The sequence below is a fragment of the Pseudomonas macauensis genome (genome assembly GCF_047902425.1).
Taxonomy (GTDB): Bacteria; Pseudomonadota; Gammaproteobacteria; order Pseudomonadales; family Pseudomonadaceae; genus Pseudomonas.
This window is the reverse complement of sequence record NZ_CP138377.1, coordinates 5,864,776-5,881,294: the sequence shown is the minus strand read 5'-3', so window position 1 is coordinate 5,881,294 and position 16,519 is coordinate 5,864,776. Positions and strand designations below refer to the sequence as shown.

14 protein-coding genes are annotated in these 16,519 nt (G+C 66.0%); 12 read left to right on the top strand and 2 right to left on the bottom strand.

From position 1 onward, the window contains the following. Positions 1-422: 422 nt before the first annotated feature. The 8 genes from SD196_RS26865 (at position 423) to SD196_RS26830 (ending at position 9,519) form a co-directional block, all read left to right on the top strand. On the top strand, positions 423-1,400 hold the full coding sequence (locus SD196_RS26865; protein WP_275609317.1) for a dipeptidase: 978 nt from the start codon (positions 423-425) through the stop codon (positions 1,398-1,400). 126 nt (positions 1,401-1,526) lie between these two features. Continuing rightward, positions 1,527-2,057 (top strand): 4-vinyl reductase, encoded by a 531-nt coding sequence (locus SD196_RS26860; RefSeq protein ID WP_275609316.1) that lies wholly within the window; start codon positions 1,527-1,529, stop codon positions 2,055-2,057. 86 nt (positions 2,058-2,143) lie between these two features. Further along, entirely contained in the window at positions 2,144-4,204 is a 2,061-nt protein-coding gene (gene dgcA / locus SD196_RS26855; RefSeq protein WP_275609315.1) for a dimethylglycine demethylation protein DgcA, read from the top strand. A gap of 191 nt (positions 4,205-4,395) precedes the next feature. Then, positions 4,396-6,363 (top strand): dimethylglycine demethylation protein DgcB, encoded by a 1,968-nt coding sequence (gene dgcB, locus SD196_RS26850; protein ID WP_343578289.1) that lies wholly within the window; start codon positions 4,396-4,398, stop codon positions 6,361-6,363. A gap of 133 nt (positions 6,364-6,496) precedes the next feature. After that, positions 6,497-7,729, top strand: a complete 1,233-nt coding sequence (locus SD196_RS26845; protein WP_331320166.1) for an electron transfer flavoprotein subunit alpha/FixB family protein — start codon at positions 6,497-6,499, stop codon at positions 7,727-7,729. A gap of 162 nt (positions 7,730-7,891) precedes the next feature. Then, positions 7,892-8,668, top strand: coding sequence for an electron transfer flavoprotein subunit beta (locus SD196_RS26840; RefSeq protein ID WP_416310866.1), 777 nt, complete (start codon positions 7,892-7,894; stop codon positions 8,666-8,668). 327 nt (positions 8,669-8,995) lie between these two features. Then, positions 8,996-9,226: a hypothetical protein gene (locus SD196_RS26835; protein WP_138213642.1), complete on the top strand. Its 231-nt coding sequence runs from the start codon at positions 8,996-8,998 to the stop codon at positions 9,224-9,226. Further along, positions 9,223-9,519: a cell division protein ZapA gene (locus SD196_RS26830; protein WP_275609312.1), complete on the top strand. Its 297-nt coding sequence runs from the start codon at positions 9,223-9,225 to the stop codon at positions 9,517-9,519. Before SD196_RS26835 ends, SD196_RS26830 begins: the two co-directional genes overlap by 4 nt. A gap of 604 nt (positions 9,520-10,123) precedes the next feature. On the opposite strand, the gene aspA is transcribed toward SD196_RS26830, so the two are convergent. Next, positions 10,124-11,548: an aspartate ammonia-lyase gene (gene aspA, locus SD196_RS26825; protein ID WP_275609311.1), complete on the bottom strand. Its 1,425-nt coding sequence runs from the start codon at positions 11,546-11,548 to the stop codon at positions 10,124-10,126. 212 nt (positions 11,549-11,760) lie between these two features. On the opposite strand from aspA, the gene SD196_RS26820 reads away from it, so the two are divergent. Then, positions 11,761-12,675, top strand: a complete 915-nt coding sequence (locus tag SD196_RS26820) for a LysR substrate-binding domain-containing protein (protein WP_331320167.1) — start codon at positions 11,761-11,763, stop codon at positions 12,673-12,675. 415 nt (positions 12,676-13,090) lie between these two features. Here the strand turns inward: SD196_RS26820 and adhP are convergent, their stop codons facing one another. After that, positions 13,091-14,119 (bottom strand): alcohol dehydrogenase AdhP, encoded by a 1,029-nt coding sequence (gene adhP, locus SD196_RS26815; RefSeq protein ID WP_275612036.1) that lies wholly within the window; start codon positions 14,117-14,119, stop codon positions 13,091-13,093. A 320-nt stretch (positions 14,120-14,439) separates the two neighbouring features. Here adhP and purE point away from each other — a divergent pair, with 320 nt between their 5' ends. The 3 genes from purE (at position 14,440) to SD196_RS26800 (ending at position 16,519) form a co-directional block, all read left to right on the top strand. Continuing rightward, positions 14,440-14,931: a 5-(carboxyamino)imidazole ribonucleotide mutase gene (gene purE, locus SD196_RS26810; protein ID WP_015479603.1), complete on the top strand. Its 492-nt coding sequence runs from the start codon at positions 14,440-14,442 to the stop codon at positions 14,929-14,931. Positions 14,932-14,987: 56 nt separating this feature from the next. Further along, complete coding sequence (locus SD196_RS26805) at positions 14,988-16,073, top strand: 5-(carboxyamino)imidazole ribonucleotide synthase (protein WP_343578276.1); 1,086 nt, start codon at positions 14,988-14,990, stop codon at positions 16,071-16,073. 200 nt (positions 16,074-16,273) lie between these two features. Beyond that, the gene (locus SD196_RS26800; protein ID WP_017521572.1) at positions 16,274-16,519 is read left to right on the top strand and encodes a GlsB/YeaQ/YmgE family stress response membrane protein; all 246 of its coding nucleotides are present in this window, start codon (positions 16,274-16,276) and stop codon (positions 16,517-16,519) included.

The following is a 16,519-nucleotide window of genomic DNA, read 5'->3' as shown; positions in this document are numbered from 1 at the left end:
TGGCGCAAGCGCTGAAATTCATCGCGTGACACGCCGTTCGCTCTTCGTAGGAGCGAGCTTGCTCGCGAACCATCTGCCGCTCAGGGCTTGGTGCCGCCGTATCGCCCTATCCCTTCCTTTCAGGACGAGGGTGCCCTCGATTTCCCCGTCTTAGTCCGTACCGAAGCGTGTTCGCGAGCAAGCTCGCTCCTACAGGGTTCGGCACGCCTTTCGACGCTCCCGCAACGACACTTTCACCTCCGGCTTTTCCCGCTGCGACGCAAACGCTGTCGCCCATGTCGTGAGGTTGACGCTTTCGGTACGACCCTGGTCGTTTTCGAAGCGGGTCCCCTCCGGTGCCAGGGATATCCTGCCTCAAAGCGTCGGCACAAGTCCCGGCGTGCCAAGCCCGACAAGCCTTGCCTGACGAGAGAGACACCAAGATGAGCCCAGCCGAAATTCACGCCGACAGCATCGTCATCGATGGTCTGATCATCGCCAAGTGGAACCGCGAGCTGTTCGAGGACATGCGCAAGGGCGGCCTGACCGCTGCCAACTGCACCGTCTCGGTGTGGGAAGGCTTCCAGGCCACGGTGAACAACATCACTGCCAGCAACAAGCTGATCCGCGACAACAGCGACCTGGTCATCCCGGTGCGCAGCACCGCCGACATCCGCAAGGCCAAGGAGCTGGGCAAGACCGGCATCCTCTACGGCTTCCAGAACGCCCATGCGTTCGAGGACCAGATCGGCTACGTCGAGGTGTTCAAGCAGCTGGGCGTGGGCATCGTGCAGATGTGCTACAACACCCAGAACCTGGTCGGCACTGGCTGCTACGAGCGCGACGGCGGCCTCTCCGGCTTCGGTCGCGAGATCGTCGCGGAGATGAACCGCGTCGGCGTCATGTGCGACCTGTCCCACGTCGGCAGCAAGACTTCCGAGGAAGTCATCCTCGAATCCAAGAAGCCGGTCTGCTACTCCCACTGCCTGCCGTCGGGCCTGAAAGAGCACCCGCGCAACAAGTCCGACGAGGAACTGAAGTTCATCGCCGACCATGGCGGCTTCGTCGGCGTGACCATGTTCGCGCCCTTCCTCGCCAAGGGCATCGATTCGACCATCGACGATTACGCCGAGGCCATCGAGTACGTGATGAACATCGTCGGTGAAGACGCCATCGGCATCGGCACCGACTTCACCCAGGGCCACGGCCAGGACTTCTTCGAGTGGCTGACCCACGACAAGGGTTACGCCCGCCGCCTGACCAACTTCGGCAAGATCGTCAACCCGCTGGGCATCCGCACCGTGGGCGAATTCCCCAACCTCACCGAAACCCTGCTCAAGCGTGGCATGCCCGAGCGCGTGGTGCGCAAGGTCATGGGCGAGAACTGGGTACGGATCCTCGCCGACGTCTGGGGCGAGTAAGTCGCTTTCCCCCTCTCCCTCCGGGAGAGGGCCCGGGGTGAGGGCTGCTGCGCTCACCCGTCATATCCCTCACCCCAACCCTCTCCCCTAGGGAGAGGGAGCCAAAAGAATCGGAGCTCTACCACCATGGCCAAACACGCCCCCGAACTGCCCATCGAAGTCGACAGCGAAACCGGCGTCTGGACCACCGACGCCCTGCCGATGCTCTACGTGCCGCGTCACTTCTTCGTCAACAACCACATGGGCATCGAGGAAGAGCTGGGCGCCGAGCGCTACGCCGAAATCCTTTACAAGGCCGGCTACAAGTCCGCCTGGCACTGGTGCGAGAAAGAAGCCGAGTGCCATGGCCTGGAAGGCGTCGCGGTCTTCGAGCACTACATGAAGCGCCTGTCCCAGCGTGGCTGGGGCCTGTTCCAGATCGAGAGCATCGACCTGGACAAGGGCACCGCCGAGGTCCGCCTGAAGCACTCCGCCTTCGTGTACGTGTACGGCAAGGTCAATCGCAAGGTCGATTACATGTTCACCGGCTGGTTCGCCGGCGCCATGGACCAGATCCTCCAGGCGCGCGGCAGCAACATTCGCACCGTCGCCGAGCAGGTCTACAGCGGCGCCGAGGAAGGCCATGACGACGGCCTGTTCGTCGTCAAGCCGCTCTGATCCCGACCGCTGACAAGAACCGGCAGAGGCGGCCCGAACGGGCCGCCACCACAACAAGAAACCTCTGATTCCGTGAGGATGCCGCAATGGCTTTCGAGGCAATGTTCCAGCCGATCCAGATCGGCAAACTGACCATCCGCAACCGCGTGCTCTCCACCGCTCACGCCGAGGTGTACGCCACCGACGGCGGCATGACCACCGAGCGCTACGTGAAGTACTACGAGGAGAAGGCCAAGGGCGGCATCGGCCTGGCCATCTGCGGCGGTTCTTCGGTGGTCGCCATCGACAGCCCGCAGGAATGGTGGAGCTCGGTGAACCTCTCCACCGACCGCATCATCCCGCACTTCCAGAACCTGGCCGACGCCATGCACAAGCATGGGGCCAAGATCATGATCCAGATTACCCACATGGGCCGCCGCTCGCGCTGGGACGGTTTCAACTGGCCGACCCTGATGTCGCCCTCGGGCATCCGCGAACCCGTGCACCGCGCCACCTGCAAGACCATCGAGCCGGAAGAGATCTGGCGCGTGATCGGCAACTATGCCCAGGCGGCACGCCGGGCGAAGGAAGGCGGCCTGGACGGCGTCGAGCTGTCCGCCGTGCACCAGCACATGATCGACCAGTTCTGGAGCCCGCGCGTCAACAAGCGTACCGACGAGTGGGGCGGCACCTTCGAGGGCCGCATGAAGTTCGGCCTGGAAGTGCTCAAGGCCGTGCGCAAGGAAGTCGGCGACGACTTCTGCGTCGGCATGCGCATCTGCGGTGACGAGTTCCACCCGGACGGCCTCACCCACGACGACATGAAGCAGATCGCCAAGTACTACAGCGACACCGGCATGATCGACTTCATCGGCGTGGTCGGCTCGGGTTGCGACACCCACAACACCCTGGCCAACGTCATCCCGAACATGACCTACCCGCCGGAGCCCTTCCTGCACCTGGCCGCCGGCATCAAGGAAGTGGTCAACGTGCCGGTACTGCATGCGCAGAACATCAAGGACCCGAACCAGGCCACCCGCATCCTCGAAGGCGGCTACGTGGACATGGTCGGCATGACCCGCGCGCACATCGCCGACCCGCACCTGATCGCCAAGATCAAGATGGGCCAGGTCGACCAGATCAAGCAGTGCGTCGGTGCCAACTACTGCATCGACCGCCAGTACCAGGGCCTGGACGTGCTGTGCATCCAGAACGCCGCCACCTCCCGTGAATACATGGGCGTGCCGCACATCATCGAGAAGACCACCGGCGTGAAGCGCAAGGTGGTGGTCGTCGGTGGCGGCCCGGCCGGCATGGAAGCGGCGCGCGTCGCCGCCGAGCGTGGCCACGACGTGACCCTGTTCGAGAAGAAGGACCAGCTGGGCGGGCAGATCACCACCGCCTCCAAGGCCCCGCAGCGCGACCAGATCGCCGGCATCACCCGCTGGTACCAGCTGGAGCTGGCACGCCTGAACGTCGACCTGCGCCTGGGTACCGGTGCAGATGCCGACACCATCCTGGACCTGCGCCCCGACGTGGTGGTGCTGGCCAACGGCGGCCATCCGTTCCTCGAGCAGAACGAACACTGGGGCGCCGCCGAAGGGCTGGTGGTCAGCAGCTGGGACATCCTCGATGGCAAGGTCGCGCCGGGCAAGAACGTGCTGGTCTACGACACCATCTGCGAGTTCAGCGGCATGTCGGTGGCCGACTTCCTGGCCGACAAGGGCGCCCAGGTCGAGATCGTCACCGACGACATCAAGCCGGGCGTGGCCATCGGCGGCACCACCTTCCCGACCTACTACCGCAGCATGTACCCCAAGGAAGTGATCATGACCGGGGACCTGATGCTGGAGAAGGTCTACCGCGAGGGCGACAAGCTGGTGGCGGTGCTGGAGAACGAATACACCGGCGCGAAAGAGGAGCGGGTGGTCGACCAGATCGTCGTGGAGAACGGCGTGCGTCCGGACGAGAGCCTGTACTACGCGCTCAAGCAGGGCTCGCGCAACAAGGGCCAGATCGACGTCGAGGCGTTGTTCGCGATCAAGCCGCAGCCGTGCCTGTCCGAACCGGGCGAAGGCTACCTGCTGTTCCGCATCGGCGACTGCGTGGCCCAGCGCAACACCCACGCCGCGATCTATGACGCGCTGCGTCTGTGCAAGGACTTCTGATTCAGGCCCGCTAAGGACCTCCGGTTGGCTCGGATAGCTCCCTCTCCCGCTTGCGGGAGAGGGCGGGGGGAGAGGGTGTTTCAGGCCATGCGCAGTGCCGGCTCGAACGCCCTCTCCCTAACCCTCTCCCTGAAGGGAGAGGGGACTGCTCCGGAGTCCCCATTTCGGTCCCTGCGAGGAGACCAATGACAATGCTCAACATCATCCTCCCCATCCTGCTCTTCGCCGCCCTCGGCCTCGCCGTGCTGGGCGCCGTGAAGCGCTTCGCGATGTGGCGCCGTGGCCGACCCGCCCAGGTCGACTGGATCGGCGGCCTGCTGAAAATGCCGCGCCGCTACCTGGTGGACCTGCACCACGTGGTCGAGCGCGACAAGTACATGTCCAAGACCCACGTGGCCACTGCCGGCGGCTTCGTGCTCGCCGCGCTGCTGGCCATCCTCGTGCACGGCTTCGGCCTGCACAGCCGCATCCTCGGCTTCGCGCTGCTGGCGGCCACCGCGCTGATGTTCACCGGCGCGCTGTTCGTCGCCAAGCGCCGTCTCGACCCGCCGTCGCGCCTGTCGAAAGGCCCGTGGATGCGCCTGCCGAAAAGCCTGCTGATGTTCTCGGCGAGCTTCTTCATTGCCACCCTGCCGGTGGCCGGCATCCTGCCGGAAGGTTTCGGCGGCTGGTTCCTGGCTGCGATCCTCGCCATTGGCGTGGCCTGGGGCGTGTCCGAGCTGTTCTTCGGCATGACCTGGGGCGGCCCGATGAAGCACGCCTTCGCCGGTGCCCTGCACCTGGCCTGGCACCGCCGTTCCGAGCGCTTCGGTGGCGGCCGTTCCACTGGCTTGAAGCCGCTGGACCTGGCCGACCCCATGGCGCCGCTGGGCGTGGAAAAGCCCACTGACTTCACCTGGAACCAGCTGCTGGGCTTCGACGCCTGCGTGCAGTGCGGTAAGTGCGAGGCCATGTGCCCGGCCTTCGCTGCCGGCCAGCCGCTGAACCCGAAGAAACTCATCCAGGACATGGTCATCGGCCTGGCCGGTGGCAATGACGCCAAGTTCGCCGGCAGCCCGTATCCGGGCAAACCGCTGGGCGAACACAGTGGCGGCCCGCACCAGCCGATCGTCGCGCTGGACGGCAAGGCCCTGGTGGACGCCGAGACCCTCTGGTCCTGCACCACCTGCCGCGCCTGCGTCGAGGAGTGCCCGATGATGATCGAGCACGTCGATGCCATCGTCGACATGCGCCGTCACCTCACCCTGGAAAAAGGTGCGACCCCGAACAAGGGCGCCGAGGTGCTGGAAAACCTCATCGCCACCGACAACCCCGGCGGCTTCGCCCCCGGCGGCCGGCTGAACTGGGCGGCGGACCTGAACCTGCCGCTGATGAGCGACAAGCAGCAGGCCGACGTGCTGTTCTGGGTCGGCGACGGTGCCTTCGACATGCGCAACCAGCGCACCCTGCGCGCCTTCGTGAAGATCCTCAAGGCCGCCAACGTCGACTTCGCCGTGCTCGGCCTGGAAGAGCGCGACAGCGGTGACGTGGCCCGTCGCCTGGGCGATGAAGCCACCTTCCAGACCCTGGCCAAGCGCAACATCGCCACCCTGGCCAAGTACCGCTTCAAGCGCATCGTCAGCTGCGACCCGCACAGCTTCCACGTGCTGAAGAACGAGTACGGCGCGCTGGGCGGCAACTACCAGGTGCTGCACCACACCACCTTCATCGACGAGCTGGTGCAGAAGGGTTCGCTGAACCTCGGCCAGAGCAAGGCCGACAGCGTGACCTACCACGACCCGTGCTACCTCGGCCGCTACAACGGCGAGTACGAAGCCCCGCGCAACGTGCTCAAGGCCATCGGCATCCAGGTCAAGGAAATGGAACGCTCAGGCTTCCGCTCGCGCTGCTGCGGCGGTGGCGGCGGCGCGCCGATCACCGACATCCCCGGCAAGCAGCGGATTCCCGACATGCGCATGGTCGACATCAAGGAAACCGGCGCCGAGCTGGTGGCCGTGGGCTGCCCGCAGTGCACCGCGATGCTCGAAGGCGTGGTCGCCCCGCGCCCGGAGATCAAGGACGTTGCCGAACTGGTCGCCGAGGTCCTCATCGAGGCCACCGAGGTGGCGGCAAAAAAGCCGTCGCTGGCCAAGCGTGACGAAATGGCGGAGGTGCATTGATGACTCTCCAGACTCGTACGCTGCACGAACCTGTAGGAGCGAGCTTGCTCGCGAACCGCCCCAACTTCGGTGCTGATCCGTTCGCGAGCGAGCTCGCTCCTACGAAAAGCACTTTCGCGCTGGAGGTCCTCGCATGAGCGACATCATCCGCCGCGATCCCCGCGCCGAGTGGATCGCCCGCAACCGCCTGCATCCGCTGCACGCGGCCATGCAGTCCGCCCAGGGTGGCGAGAGCCGCTGGATGGGCCCCAATGGCGTGCTCCGCAAGAACCCCCACGCGGTCGGCTTCATCGGGCCCAACGGCATCAAGCGCATCGACCGCTCCGGTGGCCAGCAGGGCACCGGCGGAAAGCGCAGCAGCGCGCCGGAAGTGGTGCAACTGCCGCTGGTGACCATCGAGCAACCGGCCTTCCTGATCGCCGTGGTGCCGGACATGGTCGGCGGTCGCCTCTCCAGTCACGACCGCGACCTGCTGGGCCTGGCCCGCAAACTCGCCGGCAGCGACGGCGCGGTGCTGGCCGTGGTGTTCGGCGAGCACAAGGAAACCGCCTTCGACACCGCTGGCGTCGACCGCCTGCTGCAGATCGAAGGCAACGAATACGACGGCTACGCCCCGGAGCAACGGGTACTGGCGCTGCGTTCGGCAAACAGCCAGTTCGCCCCGCGCCACTGGCTGCTGCCCGACAGCCGCACCGGTGGCGGCGAACTCGGCCGGCGCCTGGCGGCGAGCCTGGGCGAACGCCCGGCGACCCGCGTCTGGCAGGCCGAGGGCGAGCGCTGCGTTGGCCGCGCCGGCGCCGGCCAGCAGGACCTGCACCGTGACCTGCCGCGCCTGATCCTGGCGGCCGCCGAGTGCGCCGAACCGGTCAGCGAGACCCGCCATGAAGCGCGCGCCGTCGAACTGGACAGCAACGTCGCCCGCAACCTCCCGCGCATCGAGGACCTTGGCCCGGTGGCCGTGGACCCGGCGCAGATTCCCATGGCCGAAGCGGAGTTCATCCTCTCCGGCGGCAACGGCATCAAGGACTGGGACCTGTTCCACCGCGCCGCCGTGGCCCTCGGCGCCACCGAAGGCGCTTCCCGCGTGGCGGTGGACGACGGCCACATGCCGCGTGCCCGCCAGGTCGGCGCCACCGGTACCTGGGTCACCGCGCGGGTCTATCTCGCGGTGGGCATCTCCGGGGCGATCCAGCACCTGCAGGGCATCGGCTCCTGCGACAAGGTGGTGGCGATCAACATGGACCCGGGCTGCGACATGATCAAACGTGCCGACCTCTCGGTGATCGGCGATTCCACCGCGATCCTCAAGGCGCTGATCGAGCTGGCAGAGGCCTATCGCAATGGAGCGGCGCGTGATGCGGCTTAAAGGCTTCTGGTGTGCAGGATTGCATCGGCTTGGTCGCCGCACCGAGCGCTCGGCCGGGCTTCACCCTCGTCCCTTGGGAGAGGGCCGGGGTGAGGGTGCTCTTGCCCTGGACCATCTTCCCGTGAGTGACGCGCTGCGCCACTCGCTTTTCGAGGTTGCGTTATGAACGACCTGAACATCGTCACCCTGGTCTCCATCGGCGCCCACCCGGCGTCTGGCCGCGCGCGTCGCGCCGAGCAGGATGCCCGCGCGGTGGAGCTGGGCCTGCGCCTGGCCGGCAAGCGCCTGCGTGTGGTGCACGCCGGCAACGCCGAGGAAGAAGCGCTGCGCGGCTACCTTGGCATGGGCCTGGACGAGCTGGCGGTGCTGGAACAACCCGCCGGTGCCGACGCCCTGCCGCCGCTGGCGGCATACCTGGCGGACAGCGACGCGCAGCTGGTGCTCACCGGCACCCAGGCGGAAACCGGGGAAGGCTCCGGCATGCTGCCCTTCCTGCTCGCCGAGCGCCTGGGCTGGCCGCTGGTGGTGGGGCTGGCGGAAGTGGAAAAGGTGGAGAACGGCAATGCCCAGGTACTGCAGGCCCTGCCGCGCGGCCAGCGCCGCCGGCTGAAGGTGCGCCTGCCCTTCGTTGCCAGCGTCGACAACGCCGCTCCGGTCGCCCGGCAAAGCGCCTTCGGCCCGGCCCGGCGCGGCTACCTGGAAGCGTCCGAGGTGGAAGTGGTGGACGATCCGCTGCTGGCCGAGGGCAACCTGCAACCCGCGCGCCCGCGTCCCAAGCGCCTGAAAGTGATCAAGGCCAAGACCGGCGCCGAACGGATGAAGGCCGCCACTGCCAAGGCTTCCGGCGGCACCGGCCAGGTGCTCAAGGACCTGTCGCCCGAGGCGGGCGCCGAGGCGATCTTCAAGTTGCTGCGCGAGGAAGGTGTGATTCGCGTCTGACCGAGCTGAACTGCTCTTCGTAGGAGCGAGCTTGCTCGCGAACCCGCCCGGCTGAGGTGTGGCCGGCAAACACTGTTCGCGAGCAAGCTCGCTCCTACAAAATCGCGCCTCTGCCTTCCTGGTAATTTCCGTAGAAGCGGACTTGGCCCGCGATTTTCCGGTCCAACCCCCGGTAGCGGCAGGAAACTATTGAAACCACGAGAAAAAGCGTCTCTAAGCCATTGAATTGACAGCATACGGCTTGTCCGAAGATCGCCGTTTTCGCTGGCCCCGCGGCGCCCCTTTCTTTATCCTCCGCACCCTTTGAAAGGCTTTGCGGAGGCTCCCATGCTTGATTCCACCCTCGAACAACTTGAACAGCTGGTCGCCGAACTGCTGCAGCAGAACGAAGTGCTGGTGCAGGACAACGCCGCCGTGCGCGAAGAGCTGCTCAAGGCCCGTGAGGAAAACGACAGCCTGCAACTGTCGCTCATGGAGCAGGAAGAGAAGCACAACGCGACCGCCACCCGCCTGCAGGCGCTGATCCGCCGCGTCAGCGACAGCCGCGCCCACGCATGAGTGGCGACGGCGTCCGCGTCCTGCGCATCCTCGGACGCGAATACAGCGTCCGTGCGCCGGCCGGTGAAGAGCGCCGGCTGCAGGATGCGGCCGCGCTGTTGCAGGCGGAGATTGCCGCCAGCAAGAAGAAATTCCCCTACGTCACCAGCAATGAATTGATGGTGCTCTCCGCGCTCAACCTCTGCGCCCGCCAGCTTGGCGACGAGGTCCCGGAGCGTGACGATGCGGACGCCGTGGAGCGTATCGCCGCCCTCAACCGCCGGATTCTCGATCACCTGCAGCGGCAGGATTGATTCCCAGCGCGTCCATTTCGAGCCGGCCCTTACAGAACCATGGCTGCGATGCTCTTCGCAGGGCGTATAGCGCTCCGCGTTATACGCCGGTCGGCCTTGATCTCACGGCACTCCGAACTCAGCCCGGCACCGATGACGAATCGCGGTGTATCGGCGTATAACCGCGAACGGTTATACGCCCTACGTCGCTGCCGCCTTGCCCGGCTTTCCCCTCACCCCAGCCCTCTCCCGGAGGGAGAGGGGGCAGGTCGTGCCGGCTGACGCCATGGTTTCATCCTGCTCCGCACGGTCCCCTCTCCCCCTGGGAGAGGGTTAGGGTGAGGGCCGACCCGCGCGCAGAACCATTGCGTAGGAGCCGACTTCGTCCGCGATGTTTTTGGCGTGCCCGAATCACAGGCAAAAAAAGGGGACACCGGGGTAAGCGGTGTCCCTTCTAAAGGAGAGTGGGCCCAAAGGCCCCTCAACCGGTGAGACGTGGCGCTCCGGGTAAACCCGCAGCGCCGGGTATAAAAGAAGGGACCGGGGGTAACCAATCCCTGAAAGGTGAGGGAGGAATACTCCCCCTCAACCGGTGAGACGTGCCCGGCTCGCGCCGGGCGGATGATCAGGCGCGCAGCGGAATCAGGCGCGGGGCGATCATGTTTTCCGGCTTGAGGATGTCGGCCAGGGTGGCCTCGTCCAGGAGCTTCTCCTCGCGTACCAGTTCCAGGACGCCGCGGCCGGTTTCCAGCGCGGTCTTGGCGATACGGGTGGCGTTCTCGTAGCCGATGTAGGGGTTCAGCGCGGTCACCAGGCCGATGCTGTGCTCCACCAACTGGTGGCAACGCTCGACGTTGGCGGTGATGCCGGTGATGCAGTGCTCGCGCAGCATGTCCATGGCGCGCTGGAGCAGGCGGATCGAGTCGAGCACCTTGTAGGCGATCAGCGGCTCCATCACGTTCAGCTGCAGCTGGCCGCCTTCGGCAGCGATGGTCAGTGCCAGGTCGTTGCCCATGATTTCGAAGGCGCACATGTTCACGGCCTCCGGGATCACCGGGTTGACCTTGCCCGGCATGATCGAGCTGCCCGGCTGGCGAGCCGGCAGGTTGATCTCGTTGATGCCGGTACGCGGACCGCTGGAGAGCAGGCGCAGGTCGTTGCAGATCTTCGACAGCTTGACCGCGGTACGCTTGAGCATGCCGGAGAACAGCACGAAGGCGCCCATGTCGGAGGTGGCTTCGATCAGGTCGGCGGCCGGGACGACCGGCTGGCCGCTGATGGCTGCCAGGCGCTCGACGGCCAGCTTCTGGTAGCCGGGGTCGGCGTTGATGCCGGTGCCGATGGCGGTGCCGCCGAGGTTCACTTCGGTCAGCAGTTCCGGCGCCAGGCGACGCAGGCGGTCGAGGTCTTCGCCCAGGGTGGTGGCGAAGGCTTTGAACTCCTGGCCGAGGGTCATCGGCACAGCGTCCTGCAGCTGGGTACGGCCCATCTTCAGTACGCCGGCGAACTCTTCGCCCTTGGCGGCGAAGGCCTGGATCAGGCTGTCGAGGCTGGCCAGCAGGGTGTCGTGACCCAGCAGCAGGCCCAGGCGGATGGCGGTCGGGTAGGCGTCGTTGGTCGACTGCGCCATGTTCACATCGTTGTTCGGGTGCAGGTACTTGTACTCACCCTTGGCATGGCCCATGGCTTCGAGCGCGATGTTCGCGATGACTTCGTTCGCGTTCATGTTGGTCGAGGTGCCGGCGCCGCCCTGGATCATGTCCACCACGAACTGGTCGTGGAAGTCGCCACGGATCAGGCGAGCACAGGCTTCGCTGATGGCGGCGTGCTTCTCGGTCGACAGGTGGCCGAGCTGGTGGTTGGCATCGGCTGCCGCTTGCTTGACCATCGCCAGACCGACGACGAGCTTCGGGTAGTGCGACAGCGGCACGCCCGAGAGGCGGAAGTTGTTCACAGCGCGCAGGGTCTGGATGCCGTAGTAGGCGTCAGAAGGTACTTCGAGGGTGCCGAGGAGGTCTTTCTCGATGCGGAACGATGCAACAGGGGACATGACGGGGATTGTCTCAGAGAAACACGGCCAGTGCCGCGATGCCCGGTAGACTAGGGATTTCGCCGATCGTCGGCCAATGCTGTTAAAAGCTGCCTCATGCACAAACGGCATAATGTACGCTGTGACGAATGGATGACGGCGAGCGTGTGGCTGTGCTACGCGCGCCCGGCTCCTGACCAATCGATCAAGCGCGGCGCCGCGCTGGAGATGACGTGAACCTCGAAACCAAATGGCTGGAAGACTTCAGCACCCTGGCCGCCACCCGCAGCTTTTCCCAGGCGGCGGAGAAACGCTTCGTGACGCAGCCGGCGTTCAGCCGGCGCATCCGCAGCCTGGAGGATGCCCTGGGGCTGACCCTGGTGAACCGCCAGCGCACCCCCATCGAGCTGACCGAAGCCGGGCAGCTGTTCCTGGTCACCGCCCGCGCGGTAGTCGAGCAGCTCGGCCAGGTGGTGCGCCACCTGCACCACCTCGAAGGCGGGCAGGGCGAGGTGCTGCAATTCGCCGCTGCCCACTCCCTGGCGCTGGGGTTCTTCCCTTCGTGGATCGCCCGCCTGCGCTCCGAGGGCCTGAACATCGCCAGCCGCCTGGTGGCGACCAACGTCGGCGAGGCCGTGCACCTGCTGCGCGAAGGCGGCTGCGACCTGATGCTGGCCTTCTATGACCCGGACGCCGCGTTGCAGATGGACCCGGAAGTCTTCCCTTCGCTGCACCTGGGCCGCACCGAGATGCTCCCGGTGTGCGCGGTGAACTCCGCCGGCCTGCCGCTCTATGACCTGGACAGCGGCCAGAGCGTGCCGCTGCTGGCTTACAGCGCCGGCGCCTTCCTCGGCCGCGGGGTGAACCTGCTGCTGCGCCAGCGCAACCTGCGCTACACCACCGTCTATGAAACGGCGATGGCCGACAGCCTCAAGAGCATGGCGCTGCAAGGCATGGGCGTGGCCTGGGTGCCGCGCCTGAGCATGGAGTCGGAGCTGGCGCGCGGCGAGCTGGCGCTGTGCGGCGGTCCGCACTGGATCGTCCCGCAGGAGATTCGCCTGTATCGCTGCGCCCTGGTGCGCAAGGCGCAGATCCGCCTGCTGTGGCGCAAGCTGGAGGGCGGGCTGGGGTTGGGCGAGACGCCCTGAGGCGCCGACTGCGTAGGGCGTACAACCGTTCGCGGTTGTACGCCGATACACCGCACTCATGGTCGGCGTCATGGCCGAGCCTGGAGCGCCCTGAAGTCGCGGCTCCGCGATGCTTTCGTAGGAGCAACTGTCTTGTCCCGGCTGAATCTGTGCCAGGGCTTTCCCTCTCACCCCAGCCCTCTCCCTCAGGGAGAGGGAGCCAGATCGTGCCGGCTGACAGAGTAGTTTCGTACTGCACCGGACGGTCCCCTCTCACCCTGGGTTAGGTTGAGGGCCAACCCGAGCGCAGATGCATCTCGTAGGAGCGGAGCTTCTCCGCGAAATCCCGGCGAAGCCGGGACACTCATTACGACCGGTTCGCGGATAAGGCCGGAGTGGTGAGGCGCGGGACGAGAGCCCGTCCCGCGCGCTGGTCCTACATCTCCACCACGATCCGCCCTTCGATCTGCCCGGCGCGCATGCGGTCGAGGATGGCGTTGATGTCATCCAGCTTGCCGGCGCTGACGGTGGCCTTGACCAGGCCTTCGCCGGCGAAGTCGAGGGCTTCCTGGAGGTCGGCGCGGGTGCCGACGATGGATCCGGTGATGTGCAGGCCCTTGAGCACCACGTCGAAGATCGGCGTGGGGAAGTCGCCCGGCGGCAGGCCGACCAGTGACACGGTGCCGCCGCGGCGGGCCATGCCGATGCCCTGGCCGAAGGCGCTGTTGGACACCGCTGTGACCAGCACGCCGTGGGCGCCGCCGATATCGCGCTGCACCACTTCGACCGGGTCTTCCTTCTTCGCGTTGATGGTCAGGCTGGCACCCAGGCGCTTGGCCAGCTCCAGCTTGGCGTCATCCACGTCGACCGCCACCACGTGCAGGCCCATGGCCTTGGCGTACTGCACGGCGACGTGGCCGAGGCCGCCGATGCCGGAGATCGCCACCCACTGGCCGGGGCGTGCTTCTGTTTCCTTCAGGCCCTTGTAGACGGTGACGCCCGCGCAGAGGATCGGCGCGATCTCGGTGAAGCCGACATTTTTCGGCAGGATGCCGACATAGTTCGGGTCCGCCAGTACGTACTCGGCGTAGCCGCCGTTCACCGAATAGCCGGTGTTCTGCTGGTGCTCGCACAGGGTTTCCCAGCCGGTCAGGCAGTGCTCGCAGCAGCCGCAGGCGGTGTACAGCCAGGGCACGCCGACACGGTCGCCTTCCTTCACGCGGGTGACGCCGGCACCGACCGCTGCGACGAAACCGACGCCTTCATGGCCGGGAATGAAGGGCAGGGCAGGCTTCACCGGCCAGTCGCCTTCGGCAGCGTGCAGGTCGGTGTGGCAGACGCCGGAGGCTTCGATCTTCACCAGAATCTGTCCGGGGCCGGGCAGCGGGACTTTGACTTCCTCGATCCGCAGCGGCTCGCCAAAGGCATGGACGACGGCGGCTTTCATGGTCGTGGGCAGGGTCATGGACATTGCACTCGCTCCTTGAAGGGTGAGGTTCCTGCCCCATCCGGGCAGGGTTGTCAGACGAGTCTGAGCCTCTGAGCCTAGGCCATCTTGAGCTGCGGCAAGCTTTTCCGAAGTTGTCGCGGCCTCCGTCGGCTTCTGAATGACGAAATCGGGACCAACGGTCACGCACAGTGCACTCCGCTGCGCCCTTTGCGGTATACTGCGCCGCCTTCAAGCCGGCACTGCCCGCCGGTTTGGCCACGTACAAGCCACGCCCCGACGAGCGTGGCTTGTTGGTTTCTGACGCGCACAAGAGCGCACTTGAGAGAGGCACGACGATGAGCGCACTGGTTGGCGTGATCATGGGTTCCAAATCCGACTGGAGCACCCTGAGCCACACCGCGGACATGCTGGACAAGCTCGGCATTCCGTACGAAGTGAAGGTGGTTTCCGCCCACCGCACCCCGGACCTGCTGTTCCAGTACGCCGAAGAGGCCGATGGCCGCGGCATCGAAGTGATCATCGCCGGTGCCGGCGGTGCCGCCCACCTGCCGGGCATGTGCGCCGCCAAGACCCACCTGCCGGTGCTCGGCGTGCCGGTGCAGTCCTCCATGCTCTCGGGCGTCGACTCGCTGCTGTCCATCGTGCAGATGCCGGCGGGCGTCCCGGTCGCCACCCTGGCCATCGGCAAGGCTGGCGCCACCAACGCAGCACTGCTGGCCGCCAGCATCCTGGGCGGCAAGTACCCGAAATATCACGAAGCGCTGAAGCAGTTCCGCACCACCCAGACCGAATCGGTCCTGGACAATCCGGACCCGCGCGACGCGTGAGCAATGGGCGCCCGCGCGGCGCCCCCGAACAGTGTCAGCAAGCACAGGCTCGAACCATGAAAATCGGTGTCATCGGTGGCGGTCAGCTCGGCCGCATGTTGTCCCTGGCGGGTACGCCGCTGGGCATGAACTTCGCCTTCCTCGATCCGGCTCCGGACGCCTGCGCGCAAGCGCTCGGCGAGCACATCCGCGCCGATTACAGCGACCAGGAGCACCTGCGTCAGTTGGCCGATGAAGTCGACCTGGTGACCTTCGAGTTCGAGAGCGTGCCGGCCGAGACCGTGGCCTTCCTCTCTCAGTTCGTGCCGGTCTACCCGAACGCCGAATCGCTGCGCATCGCCCGCGACCGCTGGTTCGAGAAGTCCATGTTCAAGGACCTGGGCATCCCCACCCCGGCCTTCGCCGATGTGCAGTCCCAGGCTGATCTCGACGCCGCGGTAGCCAGCATCGGCCTGCCGGCGGTGATGAAGACCCGCACCCTGGGCTACGACGGCAAGGGCCAGAAGGTCCTGCGCAAGCCCGAGGACGTCACCGGCGCCTTCGCCGAGCTGGGCAGCGTGCCCTGCATCCTCGAAGGCTTCGTGCCCTTCACTGGCGAAGTCTCGCTGGTGGCGGTACGCGCCCGCGATGGCGAAACCCGCTTCTACCCGCTGGTGCACAACACCCACGAGAGCGGCATCCTGCGCCTGTCCGTGGCCAGCACTGACCACCCGCTGCAGAAGCTGGCCGAAGACTACGTCGGCCGCGTGCTGGACAAGCTGCAGTACGTCGGCGTGCTGGCCTTCGAGTTCTTCGAGGTCGACGGCGGCCTGAAGGCCAACGAGATCGCTCCGCGCGTGCACAACTCCGGCCACTGGACCATCGAAGGCGCCGAGTGCAGTCAGTTCGAGAACCACCTGCGCGCCGTTGCCGGCCTGCCGCTGGGCTCCACCGCCAAGGTGGGCGAGAGCGCCATGCTCAATTTCATCGGCGAAGTGCCGCCGGTGGCCGACGTGCTGAACATCGCCGACTGCCACCTGCATCACTACGGCAAGGCCTTCAAGGCTGGGCGCAAGGTCGGCCACGCCACCTTGCGTAGCTCCGATCTGCCGACGCTCAAGGCGCGCATCGCCGAAGTCGAGGCGCTGATCGCCAAGGCCTGACGGCTGGCTGATTCGCGTATGAAAAAGCCGCGTCAATCGCTGACGCGGCTTTTTTTCTGCCTGATTTCCAGAGTGCTGTAAGGGCCGCGAAACACCGACGCTCGCTCTGCCGCGCGGGGAAACACGGAACGCCGGCCTTTTCTACACTGTCCCATGACAGGCGCGCACCCACCGCGCTCAACCCACAAGGAGGGACTGTCATGGGATTAATCGGAACCATCGTCATCGGCCTGATCGTCGGACTCATCGCACGCTTTCTGAAGCCCGGCGATGACAGCATGGGCTGGATCATGACCATCCTGATCGGCATCGGCGGCTCGCTGTTGGCCACCTACGGCGGCCAGGCGTTGGGCATCTATGCCGCGGGCCAGGCGGCGGGCTTCATCGGCGCGGTGATCGGCGCCATCGTCCTGCTGGTCATTTACGGTCTGATCAAGAAGAATTGA